The 14,707-nt window shown below is 47.6% G+C and carries 12 protein-coding genes; 8 read left to right on the plus strand and 4 right to left on the minus strand.

The genetic code is table 11. From position 1 onward, the window contains the following. Window positions 1-7: 7 nt before the first annotated feature. Window positions 8-1,558 carry a DEAD/DEAH box helicase gene (locus ACEW9O_RS11025; protein WP_373550215.1) on the minus strand — a complete coding sequence of 517 codons (1,551 nt, stop codon included), beginning with the start codon at window positions 1,556-1,558 and terminating at the stop codon, window positions 8-10. A gap of 389 nt (window positions 1,559-1,947) precedes the next feature. On the opposite strand from ACEW9O_RS11025, the gene gyrA reads away from it, so the two are divergent. Both gyrA and ACEW9O_RS11035 read left to right on the plus strand, forming a co-directional pair. Next, window positions 1,948-4,449, plus strand: a complete 2,502-nt coding sequence (gene gyrA, locus ACEW9O_RS11030; RefSeq protein ID WP_373550216.1) for a DNA gyrase subunit A — start codon at window positions 1,948-1,950, stop codon at window positions 4,447-4,449. A 110-nt stretch (window positions 4,450-4,559) separates the two neighbouring features. Further along, window positions 4,560-5,879 (plus strand): hypothetical protein, encoded by a 1,320-nt coding sequence (locus ACEW9O_RS11035; protein WP_373550217.1) that lies wholly within the window; start codon window positions 4,560-4,562, stop codon window positions 5,877-5,879. Window positions 5,880-5,946: 67 nt separating this feature from the next. On the opposite strand, the gene ACEW9O_RS11040 is transcribed toward ACEW9O_RS11035, so the two are convergent. Then, window positions 5,947-7,443, minus strand: coding sequence for a zinc-dependent metalloprotease (locus ACEW9O_RS11040; protein WP_373550218.1), 1,497 nt, complete (start codon window positions 7,441-7,443; stop codon window positions 5,947-5,949). Window positions 7,444-7,705: 262 nt separating this feature from the next. Between ACEW9O_RS11040 and mdh the strand changes: the two genes are divergently transcribed. The 3 genes from mdh (at window position 7,706) to ACEW9O_RS11055 (ending at window position 10,531) form a co-directional block, all read left to right on the plus strand. Beyond that, on the plus strand, window positions 7,706-8,638 hold the full coding sequence (gene mdh / locus ACEW9O_RS11045; protein WP_373550219.1) for a malate dehydrogenase: 933 nt from the start codon (window positions 7,706-7,708) through the stop codon (window positions 8,636-8,638). A gap of 119 nt (window positions 8,639-8,757) precedes the next feature. Beyond that, entirely contained in the window at window positions 8,758-9,294 is a 537-nt protein-coding gene (locus ACEW9O_RS11050; RefSeq protein ID WP_373550220.1) for a SelL-related redox protein, read from the plus strand. A 136-nt stretch (window positions 9,295-9,430) separates the two neighbouring features. Then, entirely contained in the window at window positions 9,431-10,531 is a 1,101-nt protein-coding gene (locus ACEW9O_RS11055; protein WP_373550221.1) for a VWA domain-containing protein, read from the plus strand. A gap of 119 nt (window positions 10,532-10,650) precedes the next feature. Here the strand turns inward: ACEW9O_RS11055 and ychF are convergent, their stop codons facing one another. Then, window positions 10,651-11,748, minus strand: a complete 1,098-nt coding sequence (gene ychF / locus ACEW9O_RS11060; RefSeq protein WP_373550222.1) for a redox-regulated ATPase YchF — start codon at window positions 11,746-11,748, stop codon at window positions 10,651-10,653. Window positions 11,749-11,934: 186 nt separating this feature from the next. Between ychF and ACEW9O_RS11065 the strand changes: the two genes are divergently transcribed. Both ACEW9O_RS11065 and ACEW9O_RS11070 read left to right on the plus strand, forming a co-directional pair. Further along, entirely contained in the window at window positions 11,935-12,561 is a 627-nt protein-coding gene (locus tag ACEW9O_RS11065) for an ACP phosphodiesterase (protein ID WP_373550223.1), read from the plus strand. A gap of 203 nt (window positions 12,562-12,764) precedes the next feature. Beyond that, window positions 12,765-13,559, plus strand: a complete 795-nt coding sequence (locus ACEW9O_RS11070) for an ADP-ribosylglycohydrolase family protein (protein WP_373550224.1) — start codon at window positions 12,765-12,767, stop codon at window positions 13,557-13,559. 28 nt (window positions 13,560-13,587) lie between these two features. On the opposite strand, the gene ACEW9O_RS11075 is transcribed toward ACEW9O_RS11070, so the two are convergent. Beyond that, window positions 13,588-13,923, minus strand: a complete 336-nt coding sequence (locus ACEW9O_RS11075) for a hypothetical protein (RefSeq protein WP_373550225.1) — start codon at window positions 13,921-13,923, stop codon at window positions 13,588-13,590. Window positions 13,924-14,089: 166 nt separating this feature from the next. Between ACEW9O_RS11075 and ACEW9O_RS11080 the strand changes: the two genes are divergently transcribed. Beyond that, the gene (locus tag ACEW9O_RS11080) at window positions 14,090-14,683 is read left to right on the plus strand and encodes a 2OG-Fe(II) oxygenase (protein ID WP_373550226.1); all 594 of its coding nucleotides are present in this window, start codon (window positions 14,090-14,092) and stop codon (window positions 14,681-14,683) included. The last annotated feature ends 24 nt before the right edge of the window (window positions 14,684-14,707 follow it).

Raw genomic sequence — 14,707 nt, forward strand, 5'->3', positions numbered from 1 at the left:
TTCAAGCTTACACCATCTCACGGGAATACTTTTTCTTCCCGTCTGGCTTTTTGCCCGCGTAACTATCTCCCTTTGGGGAGCCGTATTCTTTTTTTCTTGGTGGGCCCGATTTATAGCCACCGCCGTTGTTGTTGCCTCTTGGGCCATTGAAGTTGCCACCGCCATTGCCACCACGGTACTCACCACGTTGTTCACGTTGCTCACCTTCTCTTGCTGGGCGTCTTTCGCGCTCGGCGTTCAAGTTGGGGATTTCAACTGCGTTGACGTTGGGCATAGACAGTTTCACCAAGGCCATTGCCAATTGGCGGCTGTCCAAACCGTTGGTTTTGCAGAAATCGCGGGCCATGATTTCGTAGGCCTCCAGGTCACCTTCGGCAATCGTTTCGGTTACTTTTTCCCACAATTTGGCTTGCTGTTGTTTCGCCAAATCCTGTACCGTAGGTACATTGCGGCGTTCGATGCGCACTTTGCTGAAATCTTCGATGTCGCGCAGGCGGTAACGATCGTTGCGGCCAGTCACAAAACTGAAAGATTTACCCAATTTTCCAGCACGACCCGTACGGCCAATGCGGTGTACATAGTATTCAGCGTCGTAAGGCAGGTCGTAGTTGAACACCCCGTCTACTGCACTCACGTCGATCCCCCGAGCTGCCACATCCGTAGCCACCAGTACGTTCACCGAGCCCGCACGGAAAGCAGTCAATACCGCATTGCGTTGGTTTTGGTTCAAGTCGCCGTGGATGGCTTTGGCACTGATGCCCAAAAGGTTGAGTCCTTCGGTAAGGTCATCAACGGTTTTTTTCATGTTGGCGAACACGATAACCCGTTGCAGGTCGTAGTATTCGATCAAACGTGCAATCACCGCTTCTTTGGCTTGTACCGGAATATCGTAATAAACCTGATCAATCGAGGCGTTGGTCAATTCTTCCTTCACCACTTTGATGTGTACCGGGCTGTTCTGGAAACGGCGAGCGATATCCATGATTGGCTTGGGCATGGTCGCAGAAAACAACACCGTTTGGCGGCTTACTGGCATTTGAGCCAGGATGCTTTCGATGTCTTCGCGGAAACCCATGTTCAACATTTCGTCGGCTTCGTCCAGTACCACCATTTCGATGGTTTCCAGGCGCAAGGTTTTGCGTTTGAGGTGATCCATTACCCGACCAGGTGTACCAACGACAACCTGTGGGCCACTTTTCAACTCTTTCAATTGGCGCTGGATCGAATCACCACCATATATAGTGGAGATGAACAATCCTTTTTTATACTTGGCCAATTTGCGCAGCTCTTCAGCTACTTGTACCGCCAATTCGCGGGTAGGGCACAATACAATTGCGGCTACCTCACGAGTGCTACAATCGATGGATTCCAAAAGAGGAATACCAAAGGCTGCGGTTTTACCCGTACCCGTTTGGGCTTGACCAATCAGGTCTTTCCCATTGAGCAAATGAGGGATTGCTTCGGATTGAATAGGCGTAGCCTCAGCAAAGCCCATGTCAGTGATCGCGCTTTGCACTTCCTGGCTCAATGCCAGTTCAGAAAAATTCAATTGTTTCATTAAGTTGTGTTACTGTCCGGGGGCGCACTATCCGTAATTCTCTAAGTTGTCGCGCGACCCATTGGACATATTATGCCTGTTGAATTTGCAGGCTATTGGTAGGCTGATTGTACAGTAGACAAAAAGTTACACGTAAGCCCTAAAGGCGGTGCAAAAGTACGACTATTTTTTGATTTGCAAATTTATTTTTTATTTTTTTTAGCTTAACCTAAAGATTAGCATAAGTTTCTCCTTTTTGATGTTCTCTCAAAAAAAGACTCAAAATGGCGTTTTTAACGTAAATCAATGCATCATTTTTCCCTACTTATTCACCCTTCCCAAAATAAAAATCGTATCTTTGCCTACCATTTTTTTTTGCTCAAAAAGCATTTTTAAAAATCACATTTTGCATGCCTCTAGATCAGCGCATAATTCCCGTAAACATTGAAGACGAAATGAAGTCTGCCTACATCGATTATTCGATGTCAGTGATCGTTTCACGTGCTTTGCCAGATGTTCGGGATGGCCTTAAACCCGTGCAACGCCGGGTCATGTACGGGATGTCCGATTTGGGCGTCACCTACAACAAAGCGCACAAAAAATCAGCCCGTATTGTCGGGGAAGTACTCGGTAAGTACCACCCACACGGTGACACTTCCGTGTACGATACCATGGTGCGGATGGCCCAGGATTGGTCCTTGCGTTACCCATTGATCGATCCCCAGGGGAACTTCGGCAACATCGACGGTGATGGCCCTGCGGCCATGCGTTATACCGAAGCCCGGATGCGAAAGATCACCGACGAAATGTTGGCGGACATTGACAAGGATACGGTAGATTTTGCCAACAACTTCGACGATACCCTGAAGGAGCCCACCGTCATGCCAACCCGCTTCCCCAACCTTTTGGTGAACGGCGCTACTGGTATTGCCGTCGGGATGGCCACCAACATGATGCCCCACAACCTCAGCGAGGTCATCGACGGGGTCATTGCAACCATCGACGACCCGGAGATCACCATTGATGATTTGATGAAGCACATCCTAGCACCTGATTTTCCTACGGGTGGCATTATCTATGGGATGTCGGGCATTCGTGATGGCTTCCGCACTGGACGTGGTCGGGTAGTTTTGCGGGGTAAGGTTGAAATTGAAACCACCCGGACCGGCAAGGAACTCATCATCATCACCGAAGTACCTTATCAAGTCAATATTTCTTCCCTGGAAGAAAAAATTGCTGAGCTAGTCAATGATAAGCGCATCGACGGCATTTCCGCCATCTCCAATGAATCCAACCGCGAGGGGATTCGGGTCGTAGTGGAAGTGAAACGCGACGCCATCGCCAAGGTGGTGCTCAGCCAGTTGTACAAATACACCCCGCTGCAAAATTCTTATGGCATCAACAACGTAGCATTGGTGGATGGGCGTCCGTATACGCTCAACATCAAGGACATGATTGTGGAGTTCATCAAGTTCCGTTTGCAAGTGGTGATTCGCCGTACGCGTTACGATTTGCGTAAAGCGGAAGAACGTGCCCACATCCTGGAAGGTTTGTTGATTGCACTGGATCACCTGGATGCTGTCATTGCCCTGATTCGGGCATCCCGTACCGTAGATGAAGCGCGGGATGGATTGATGAGCAGTTTTGGGCTCTCCGAAATTCAGTCCAAAGCCATTCTCGACATGCGTTTGCAACGTTTGACGGGCTTGGAGCGCGACAAAGTGCGCAACGAGTACGAAGAAATCAAAAAACTGATCGATTACCTGAACTCGATTTTGGACAGCGACGAACTGCGTCGTTCAATCATCAAGGAGGAATTGTCTGAAATCAAGGCCAACTTTGGTGATGCCCGCCGCACGGCCATTGAGGCTGCCGACGGTGAAATCAACATGGAGGACATGATCAAGGAAGAAGAAGTGGTGATCACCATTTCCCACCTTGGTTACATCAAGCGGACTCCCGTTTCTGAATTCCGTCAGCAAAGCCGCGGCGGACGAGGCTCGCGAGGCAGTAAAACCCGCGATGCCGACTTCATCGAACACATGTTCGTCACCAATACCCACCACTATTTGCTGTTGTTTACCTCAGCAGGTCGTTGTTATTGGTTGAAAGGATACGAAATTCCCGAAGCAGCGAAAAATGCAACGGGCCGAGCCATTCAGAATATTTTGGCCATCCCGAAGGAAGACAAGGTTAAAGCCTTCATCATCATCGAAAGTTTGGTGGACAGGGAGTTCGTGGACAACCACTTCATCATGTTCTGCACCCAACACGGGGTAATCAAAAAAACACCGGTAGAAGCTTTCTCCCGTCCACGCGCCGGAGGCATCAATGCCATCACCATCAACGAAGGTGACCAATTGCTGGAAGCCCGCTTGACCAGTGGTAGCCACGAAGTATTCTTGGCCAGCCGCCGGGGTTACGCCGTGCGATTCAATGAATCTGCCGTACGCTCGATGGGCCGTAGTGCCGCCGGAGTACGGGGTATGACCTTATCGGAAGAGAATGGAGACGCCGTAGTCGGTATGGTTTGTATCGCACCCGACGACAAGGAATCTACCATCCTGGTTGTATCCGAAAAAGGCAATGGCAAACGTTCTGAAGTAGAGGAATACCGCCTGACCAACCGCGGTGGCAAAGGGGTTAAAACCATGCAGGTGACCGATAAAACGGGCGTGCTGGTGGCCATTAAATCCGTTAAAGACGACGATGACCTCATGATCACCAATCGCTCTGGCATCATCATTCGTATGGCTGTAAACGAAATGCGGGTTATGGGCCGCGCCACTCAAGGCGTACGGGTCATCCGCTTAGACGACGACGACAATATCGCCGATGTAACCGTAGTCAAACATGAAGCCGGTGAAGAAGGGGAGGAAGGAGAAATCGTTGAAACCTTAGTAACGGAATAGGTTTAGGCTTAAATTTTTGTTAAATATCCCTACATTAGCTCAATCAACCGTTCCACGGCGGAACATTTGCGTCATAACAATGACTTTATTCAATCAAAATCATCTTTAACATGAAAAAACAGTTTTTCCTGGCTCTGTCATTCTTACTGGTCCTCACTATTACAGTAAATGCACAGGACTATAAAGATGCAAAAAAAGCTTACAATACTTTCACGCTGGATGCTTTTAACAACAAGCCCAAACTGAAAGAAGCCAAAGAAGCCATCGACAAAGCAATGGGTGTTGCCGAAAACCAGGCCATCCTGGATGCCTGGTTAACCAAAGGCAAAATTTACAATGAAATTGCTTCACAGATTATCCAGATCAAAACCACCAATTTGGGTAAATTGGAAGACCTGCCCCAGGCAGAAGCTCCAGCTGTCGAAGCATACACCGCTTATTCCAAGGCATTGCCATTGGTGACCAAAAAATTTGAAACCAAAGACATCCTTACTGGCTTGCAAGCCGTTCAGGGCAATTTGGACAACTTTGGTCGGGTAGCTTTTGAAGAGCAAAAATACCAACTGGCTTACGACAACTTCAACTTCCTGCTCGCCTCTCACGAGGACCTGAAAAAGAATGCGACCAAAAGCATCCTGGACACCGAAGAGTCTTACCAGTACGCTGTTTTCCTAGCCGCTACAGCTGCACTGCTGGCGGAGAAAAACGACGTGGCCAAGCCATTGTTGGAGAAATTGTACGCGGCCAAATACGACAAAGCGGCCATCTACGAAAGTTTGTACACCCTGAATTCCAAGGACGATGCGAATGCAGCTTACAAATACCTGGAAGAAGGTCGTCAACGCTACCCTGATGAAATCAGCTTGCTTTTTGCCGACATCAACCACCACCTGAAATTGGGTAAACTGGATGTGCTGATCGACAAATTGAAAGCAGCCATTGCCAAAGAACCAAATAACGTTTCTTTGTATACCGTTTTGGGCAGTGTTTACGACAACTTGTACCAAAAGATGGATACAGCTGGCGACAAAGCCAAAGGGGATGAGTATTTCAACGCTGCCTTGGATTATTACAACCAGGCCATCGCGAAAGATCCTAAAAACGTAGACGCTGTGTACAGCATTGGTGCACTCTACTACAACAAGGCTGCGGTAACTACGCAAAAAATGAACACTTTGGAAAACGATTATTCCAAAGAGGGTTTGAAGAAATACAAGGAAATGAAAGACGAAGTGTTCGCACAATTTGAAAAGGCCCTGCCTTTCTTCAAACGTGCCGAATCACTGGATCCTAACGATACCAACACCTTGATCGCTTTGAAAGAGATCCATGCCAAGAAAAATGACTTGGAAGCTTCCAAAGAGTTCAAGCGCCGTTTGGATGTGATCCAAGGTGGTGGTAAGAATGACAAGGCTTATTATCAGCAGTAAGTAAATATTGATTATCAGTATTGGAATCGGAATCCCGCGTTTTGTATGCAGGGTTCCGATTTTTTATTTAATGTACAATCACTTTTCTCGATATCGCCCCCTTCTCCCCTCTCAACCACAAATGGTACAAGCCCGCAGGAAGCAAATTGGGTTTGAGCAAATAATCGTTGTTCCCGATACTGGTCTGGATTTTTTGTTGATGCACTACTTCGCCCAAGGCATTGACCAAAACGGCATTTAAAGCCATGTTTTCATCAGCTTCAAATCGCAAACGAATGGATTCACCGGGCTGGATAGGATTGGGAAACAGCTCAAGCTCGTGTACTGTTTCCAATAGAGGTACACCAGTTGTTTGATTGATGGTAAATGAACGGGAAGTGGAATAAGACTTGCAGGCATACATGGCATTGAAAGGCCGGATCCGCCAATAATAAGGCCTAGTGCTGCTTAAATTGGCTACCTCTACTGCCGTTTCGCGCGTGATCCCTCGGTACACCACCGTGCCAAAATTGGCCAACAAACTCACTTCAAGTAAATATCCACTGGCATTTTCGGCCTGCTTCCACTGAAACATAATTTTGCGGTTGTAAGAACTCACCACCACTTTATTGCCAGGAAACTGAAGAATGTCTCCTACTGGTTCGATGCTGCTACAGGGCGCAGTAGGCATAAAATGGGTGTTCAAAGCCTCGCCCAAATAGCTGTGCATGGCCCCAACCTGACTGGGGGAAAAACGATTGGCGCAGATCCCCAAAGAATAAGACATGATCAAGGAACCGTCCGAACAGAAATAATTCCCATCGGGATCCATTTGTTTGATCACACTGATCCCTTTGCTGTCACATTCCCAGCGACCTGATAAATAATCGGATGGAGTATCACAAAAACCATCCCCGGCTAAGCCACAGTTGCTACCATTGGCCATTTCCACTTCAACCCCCATATTGGTTTCATGTGGTGCGGGTTTTGATAGGTCAACATTTTCCATTTCCCAACCATAAAAGGTATGTGGCAAAGACAAATAATGACCCATCTCGTGGGCCCAATTGGCGTCTTTGCCATTGGTGCAATCATTGCTGAGTACAACGGCCATACTTTTTCCACCGGGCATGTAATTGTATCCGCAAGCGTCCATGGGGTCGCGGACAAAATATACATTGACCGTTTCGGCGACATTGTAGCGGGAAAACAGATTGGGAATTTGTGGAAAAGTTGTTTTATCGTGGTCAAAGAGGATGCTGTTGTTGATGTATTGTACATCTCCTTTGACAAAAAATTGCAGTCCAGTGGCCGCGTACTTTTCATTGAGTGCGCACAATGCATCCAAAATAACATTGCCACCGATGTACTCCTTGCCTTCATCAGTGCCAACTACATGGATCGTCATGGCGATGTATTTGTTCTCGTCGGAGCGCAATTGGGGTGTCCGCTGTCGCTTTTGAAACTCGGTCAACCAGCTTGATTTGATTGCAGGAGTGGCACAAGGGATGAGCGGTTGGGCCTGTAAAAACAGCCAGCCTAACAGCAGAAAACAAAATAATAACGTATAGCGTACAAAACGCATACATGGGGGTGTTAAGTGGTGATGTAAACTAGTGTCTCTCTAAAAGCTCGTAAAACTCAGTGTGAAACTAATAATAATCAGTCGAATTTGAAAGTTTTGCAAAAATTCAGTAAATCTTTTGTCCGCAGCCAAACATTGCAGAAATAATTCCCTAATATTGCGGGGTTTACCCAAAGGGCGGTTTAATTGGGCTTTTCTGACTATTTTATCGCCCCTTACACCTTCAAATCAGTCAATTTTAACTTTCATAAAAGAATATAAAATGAGCAAAGTAACCGTTGTTGGCGCTGGTAACGTAGGAGCTACCGTAGCCAACGTATTGGCACACCGGGACATTGTTAAAGAAATCGTATTGTTGGACATTCAGGGCAACATGGCCAAAGGCAAAGCTCTGGATACCTGGCAACAAGCCCCCATCGATTATTACAGCACTCACCTACGGGGAACCGACAATTATGCGGATACTGCTGGTTCCGACATCGTGGTGATCACCGCTGGAGTACCCCGCAAACCCGGGATGAGCCGCGATGATTTGATTTCGACCAACGCCAAAATTGTCAACAGTGTTACCCGCTCGATCCTCGAGCACACCAAAGCGCCAATCATCATCGTGGTGTCCAACCCACTGGATGTAATGACGTATGCTGCTTTCAAAACAGCAGGTTTGCCCGCCACCAAAGTGTTTGGTATGGCTGGTATTTTGGATACTGCCCGTTACCGTGCCTTTTTGGCGGAAGCCCTGCAAGTATCGCCTAAAGACATCCAGGCTGTGCTCATGGGTGGTCATGGCGACACCATGGTGCCATTGCCCCGTTATACCACGGTGGCTGGTATCCCCGTCACCGAATTGATTGATGCAGATAGACTCAACGCCATCGTTGAACGCACCAAATCAGGTGGTGGCGAATTGGTCAACCTGATGGGTACATCTGCCTGGTACGCTCCAGGTGCTGCTGCTGCACAAATGGTAGAAGCCATTTTGAAAGATGAAAATCGCATCTTCCCTTGCTGCGTAAACCTGAGTGGCCAATACGGCTTGAATGATACTTTTGTAGGTATTCCCGTCAAATTGGGTAAATCCGGTATCACCGAGATGATCGAGTTGAAACTGAATGCCGATGAAATGAAGTTGCTGCACGATTCTTCTGTGGCCGTGAAGTCGGTGATGGACGTGTACGACAATATGGGACTGTAGCCATCAGCTATCAGCAATGAGCAATCAGCTTCCTGTCAAGGCCTAAAAAGCTGATTGCTCATTGCCGACCACTCCTGAACCTTTTCCCCTCTCCTTTGTTGTCTAATAAAATTCTGTTTATGCTTTCTGGGGAAATGCAAGGAGAGATTCTTGATCTAATGATCACCAATACTGGAGACAGCCTGAGCAAAACAGCTGCCAAAGCTCCGGTTTTGCTTGTCTTCCTGCGCCATTTCGGCTGCGTATTTTGTAGGGAAGCACTATCCGATATTTCCAAACGCCGCAAGGAAATTGAATCAACCGGAAGCAGAATTGTTTTTGTCCACATGACGGACCAGGATATCGCCGAGCGTTATTTTTCCCGCTACAATTTAGAGGATGCCATTCACATCAGCGACCCAGAATGTACTTTCTACCGCGCCTTTGGCTTGATGAAAGGCAATTTCAACCAACTTTTCGGCTTGCACTCCTGGATTCGGGGTTTTTCCGCAGCAGTGGTAGCTGGCCACGGTGCCGGGCCTCAGCTGGGGGACGGTTTTCAAATGCCCGGGGTTTTTGTGATCCAAAATGGCGAAATCCGCGAAAGTTTTATCCACAGTCTTTCTTCCGACCGCCCCGACTACGAGGAGTTGCTCAAGTGTTGTGTCCTGGATTGAGGAACGAATAAGAAATCAGTCTATTTCCATTTTTTTCTTATCTTCGATAAACCGAATACCCCTACTTTGGTGTTCCAGTTATTTTAGCATTGTTTAAGCTATTCTGCTCAAAATTTTCACAATAACCCAGAGTCCAATGATTGGATGGAAATTTGGTGAATATCAACCCGGCGAAGAAGGAGGCACCCCCTTCGAGAGGCTGCTCAAAATATTTCAGGAATTGTTGCTGCACACTTCTGGTGACGTCAATGAAGCCATGTCCTGGTTGACGGAACTGGACAAGGAATACAAGCTGACGGATGAAAACTACGGCATTGCCGACTTTTTTCAAGACCTGATTGACAAAGGGTACCTGCGCCAACCCGATCAGCAACAAGGTGGTTTCACCATTGCGGCTAAAATGGAAATTGCCCTGCGGCAAAAAGCTCTGGAAGACGTTTTTGGCAACATCAAAAAAGCCAAACAAGGCAACCACAGCACCAAATCTGAAGGTCGCGGTGATGAACTCACCGCTGAACTCCGTCCTTACGAATTTGGAGACCAACTGGACAAATTGGCCATCTCCGAATCGCTCCGCAATGCCCAGATCAACCACGGCATTGAAGAGTTCAAGCTGACCCACGAAGACCTGGAGGTGCACGAAACCTTCTACCAAAGCCAAACCAGCACCGTATTGATGATCGACATTTCACACTCGATGATCCTGTACGGCGAAGACCGCATTACGCCCGCCAAACGGGTGGCTATGGCGCTTTCGGAATTCATCACCACCCGGTACCCCAAAGACACCCTGGACATCATCGTATTTGGCGACGATGCCTGGCAAATCGAAATCAAAGACCTCCCATACTTACAAGTGGGGCCTTATCATACCAATACTGTAGCCGGGCTGGAACTGGCGATGGACATCCTGCGCCGCCGCCGTAACCCCAACAAGCAGATCTTTATGATCACGGATGGGAAACCAACTTGTATCAAAAAAGGGAAAAAGTACTACAAGAATAGCTTCGGTATTGACCGCAAAATCTTGACGCGTACGCTGAACCTGGCGCAAAGCTGCCGCAAGTTGAGCATTCCGATCACCACCTTTATGATTGCGCGGGATCCTTACCTGGTCAAATTTGTGGACTCGTTCACGCGGGCGAACAACGGTAAGGCTTTTTACAGTAGCCTGGATGGCTTGGGTGAGTTTGTGTTTCGGGATTATAAGACGAATAAGTCTAAACGATCACGCTAACTTAGGTGAACCTTAAGTGCCTTAGGTGTCTTAGGTGGTAAAAAAAGAAAAGCCTTGCGAAGCGAGGCAAAATTTCACCACCTAAGAAACCACAGACACCTAAGACTCACCTAAGGAAGTTACACGTTGAACCGGAAGTGCATGATGTCCCCATCGGTCACCACGTATTCCTTTCCTTCCACGCCCATTTTACCCACTTCTTTTACCGCAGGTTCAGAACCGTATTTGATGTAATCGTCGTATTTGATCACTTCCGCGCGGATAAAACCTTTTTCAAAGTCGGTATGGATCACGCCCGCTGCTCCTGGTGCTTTGGTGCCCTTGCGGATCGTCCAGGCGCGTACTTCTTTTTCGCCAGCGGTGAAATAGGTGATCAGGTCAAGCAACTTATACGCCGCGTGAATCAACACGTTGACGCCAGGTTCTTTTAGGCCCATCTCCCCCAAAAACTCCAAACGCTCCTCGTAACTCTCCAACTCGGCAATGTCTGCTTCGATGGCCGCGCTGATCAGGATGACTTCGGCAGGTTCGGCAGCAACTGCTTTTTTGAAGGCTTCGGAGTGTGCGTTGCCATTGATCACGGAAGCTTCATCTACGTTGCACACGTAAAGAATGGGTTTGCCGGTGAGCAACATCATGTCTTTCAAAATGGCCTCACCTTCATCGTCCAGATCACAGGAACGGGCTGGTTTGGCGTCTTGCAGGTGCGCCAGGATTTTGTCTACGTGGTCGACCACGCGCAACTCTTCCTTACCGCCACTTTTGGCCGCTTTTTTGGCTTTATCGAGGCGTTTTTCAGCCGTATCGATGTCTTTCAGGATCAATTCGGTGTCAATCACCTCTTTGTCGCGCACGGGATTCACGTTGCCATCTACGTGCACTACATTGCCATCTTCAAAGCAGCGCACCACGTGAATGATGGCGTCCACTTCCCGGATATTGCCCAGGAATTGGTTGCCCAAACCTTCACCTTTGCTGGCGCCCTTGATCAAACCGGCGATGTCGACAATTTCTACGGTAGTAGGCACCACGGAGCGCGGGCCGATGAGTTCCACCAACTTGTCCATCCGGCGGTCAGGCACGGTGATCATGCCCACGTTGGGCTCCTTGGTAGCGAAAGGATAATTGGCCGCCAGTGCCTTGGCATTGGTCAACGCATTAAAAAGGGTAGATTTTCCTACGTTGGGTAAGCCAACAATTCCACATTTTAGTGCCATATTGCGAGAAAGTTGTGAGAAGTTGAAATGTTGAAGAGTTGAAATGTTGAAATGAAGTTCAAAAGTTTGATAGTATAAAAGGCCATTGGTCTTATCAACTAAAAATCTTTCAGACTGCTTTTCAACTCTTCAACATTTCAACTTTTCAACTATTTTTTAAAAGGCGCGGCAAAGATAAACTTTACCATGAATTTTTTGGCTCATTTTTTCTTATCTGGCGACGATCCAGGCCTGATGGCGGGAAATTTTCTGGCTGATTTTATTAGCAACCGGGAAGTGAATGAATTGCCAGCCGAAGTGCAACGAGGCATTGTGCTGCACCGGCAGATCGATCATTATACGGACAGCCACGCAGCAGTCCGCCAGAGCATCCAGCGCTTGTATCCGCGCCACCGCAAGTATGCGCCGGTGCTCGTAGACGTGTATTACGACTATTTTTTGACCCACAATTGGGCGGAGTATACCACTGAGGACTTTAGCAGCTTCCGCCAGAAGGCTTATGCGGCTTTGCATCTGTACCTGCCAAGTATGTCAGCGATCATGCAAAAAAGGGTGCAAGGTATGGTCGAAGCGGATTGGTTGCGCAGTTATGGCGTGTATGAGGGGCTGGAGTACACCTTTATGCGCATGAAAAGCCGAACCTCTATGCCGGAGCATTTGGAGGGAGCGGTGGAGACGCTGAAGGTTTTTAGGGAGGAAATGGATGAGGAGTTTCGGTGGTTTTTTCCGGAGGTGTTGGGGTTTGTGCGGAATGTTTTCCCTGCGACCCACGATACAACCCGCGATACAACCCACGATACAACCCACGACTAAAGTCATGGGCTGAATTGTGATGTGGCCTCCCACGGATATAACCCACGATTTAAATCGTGGGATTCCCATGGGTTGGCGACACACTCACACGTTCACACCTCACACGCACACCCTTTCTTGTGGGTTGGCGGAGTTTTTTTAAAATAACTGATCGGTTGGGAACTAAAAATAAGTTGACTTCGTTTCAAAACAAAACTAAGTACATGATTCAACTACCCTCCCACCCGACCATCCTCGGTTCCATTGCTGGCGACGTCATTGGTTCCATTTACGAAATGAAGGAAATCGACAGTTTCGACTTCGACTTTTACGATGAGCGTTGCCGCTTCACCGACGATACCATCCTCACTGTAGCTGTTGCCGATTGTATCCTGAACCAAAAAGATTATGCCAAAACCATCTGGGAATATGGCCGCAAATACCCCGGCCGAGGTTTTGGTGGCACCTTCCGAAAATGGCTCGAATCCGAAGAACGGCAGCCTTATGGCAGTTTTGGCAATGGCTCAGCCATGCGGGTCAGCGCGGTTGGTTTTGCTTATGATGATCTGGATCAGGTGCTGGCGGTAGCCAAACAATCCGCCGAAGTCACCCACAACCACCCCGAAGGCATCAAGGGTGCTCAAGCGACGGCCGCTGCGGTTTTTCTGGCCCGGACGGGCAAGAGTAAAGCCGAAATCCGGCAATACATCGCCAATACTTTTGCTTACGACCTGAATTTTACGATTGAATCCCTGCGGCCACATTATGGCTTTGATGTCTCATGCCAAGGCTCGGTGCCACAGGCCATTGTTGCTTTTTTGGACGGTAGCGATTATGAAAATACGATCCGACTAGCCATCTCGCTGAATGGGGATAGTGATACGATAGCTTGTATTGCGGGTGGGATAGCGGCGGCCTATTACAAAGTAGTTCCGCAGGAGATTTTAGAATTTGTAGTGGGGAAATTGGATGAGGAACTTTTGGAGGTGGTGCTAGCGTTTGAGGGGCGTTATGCGTAGCCAAAACCTCGAATCCCCAAAATTCGTACTAAAAGGCAATTATTTGTCTAGCGATGATGAGGCAAAGAATAAAAAATACAAAGGCAAAATTTAAACCAATTCCTACTCGCTCCATGGTTTTTGAGTTTTCTTTTTTTATCATGCTGATTAAACCAAAAATGAAACCAAACAATGTGGAAAACTGAATTATGTTTAGGGCCAACATATGATGACTTATGCCAAAACATGCATTCATCCTAAGCGGTCTTGTAACCCATAAATATCCCAACAAAAACAAGGTCAGCATGGCTGCACCAAAGGATAATTTTGCATAAAAATCACCTTTAGCCTTTTCACCAAAATCCTCATCCAAAATTTCCTTCATGCGCTATAATCACTTTTAATTCAACAAATTTAAGCATACAGCTGAGCGCAATAACTGGTTTTAGAAATAGTCCAGGTATTTGACCCTCAATTACCAGAATGTATAGATTAAAGCCCTACCTTACCCCTCTCAGGGTTTTACGCCATGCAGACCTCAATCCAAACTATTGCACGAGCAGTTTGATTGCCTCATCGACAGTTTTATCGCAGATAAAGTAGGGTTAAGTGAAGATTTTCTGGGGGAGCAGCTCGCAGCCCAGTTAAAAGCACATTTGATCGAGCTGCACGTTGGCCAACAATTCCACTCCGCCGGAATCGGCAATCAAGAGGTACACCATCAGGATCAAAGCACCCGGGGCGACCAGATTTACTGGCTGGATCGCCAACACAAACATCCACTGGAAAACAGCTTTTTTGAACTGATGGATCGCTTTGTACTTTACCTGAATCAGAGTTGTTATACAGGCATTAGTGGCTACGAATTCCATTACGCCTTGTATGAAAAGGGGAGTTTTTACAAGCGTCATCTCGATCAGTTTCGTAGCGACAAAAGCCGGGCTTTTTCGATGATTTTATACCTGAATGAAAATTGGCTGCCCGAAGATGGTGGTGAATTGTGCATTTACCACAGCGATCGGGTGCAAACCATTGCCCCACTCAGTGGCCAATGTGTCTTTTTTAAAAGCAGCGAATTGGAGCACGAGGTCTTGCTGACGCAGGCACCACGCATGAGTATTACGGGGTGGTTGAAGGTAGGTTGAGGAGATTAGCCTTTTGTATAAATA

This window comes from Haliscomenobacter sp. (genome assembly GCF_041740695.1).
In the GTDB taxonomy this organism is placed as follows: Bacteria; Bacteroidota; Bacteroidia; order Chitinophagales; family Saprospiraceae; genus Haliscomenobacter.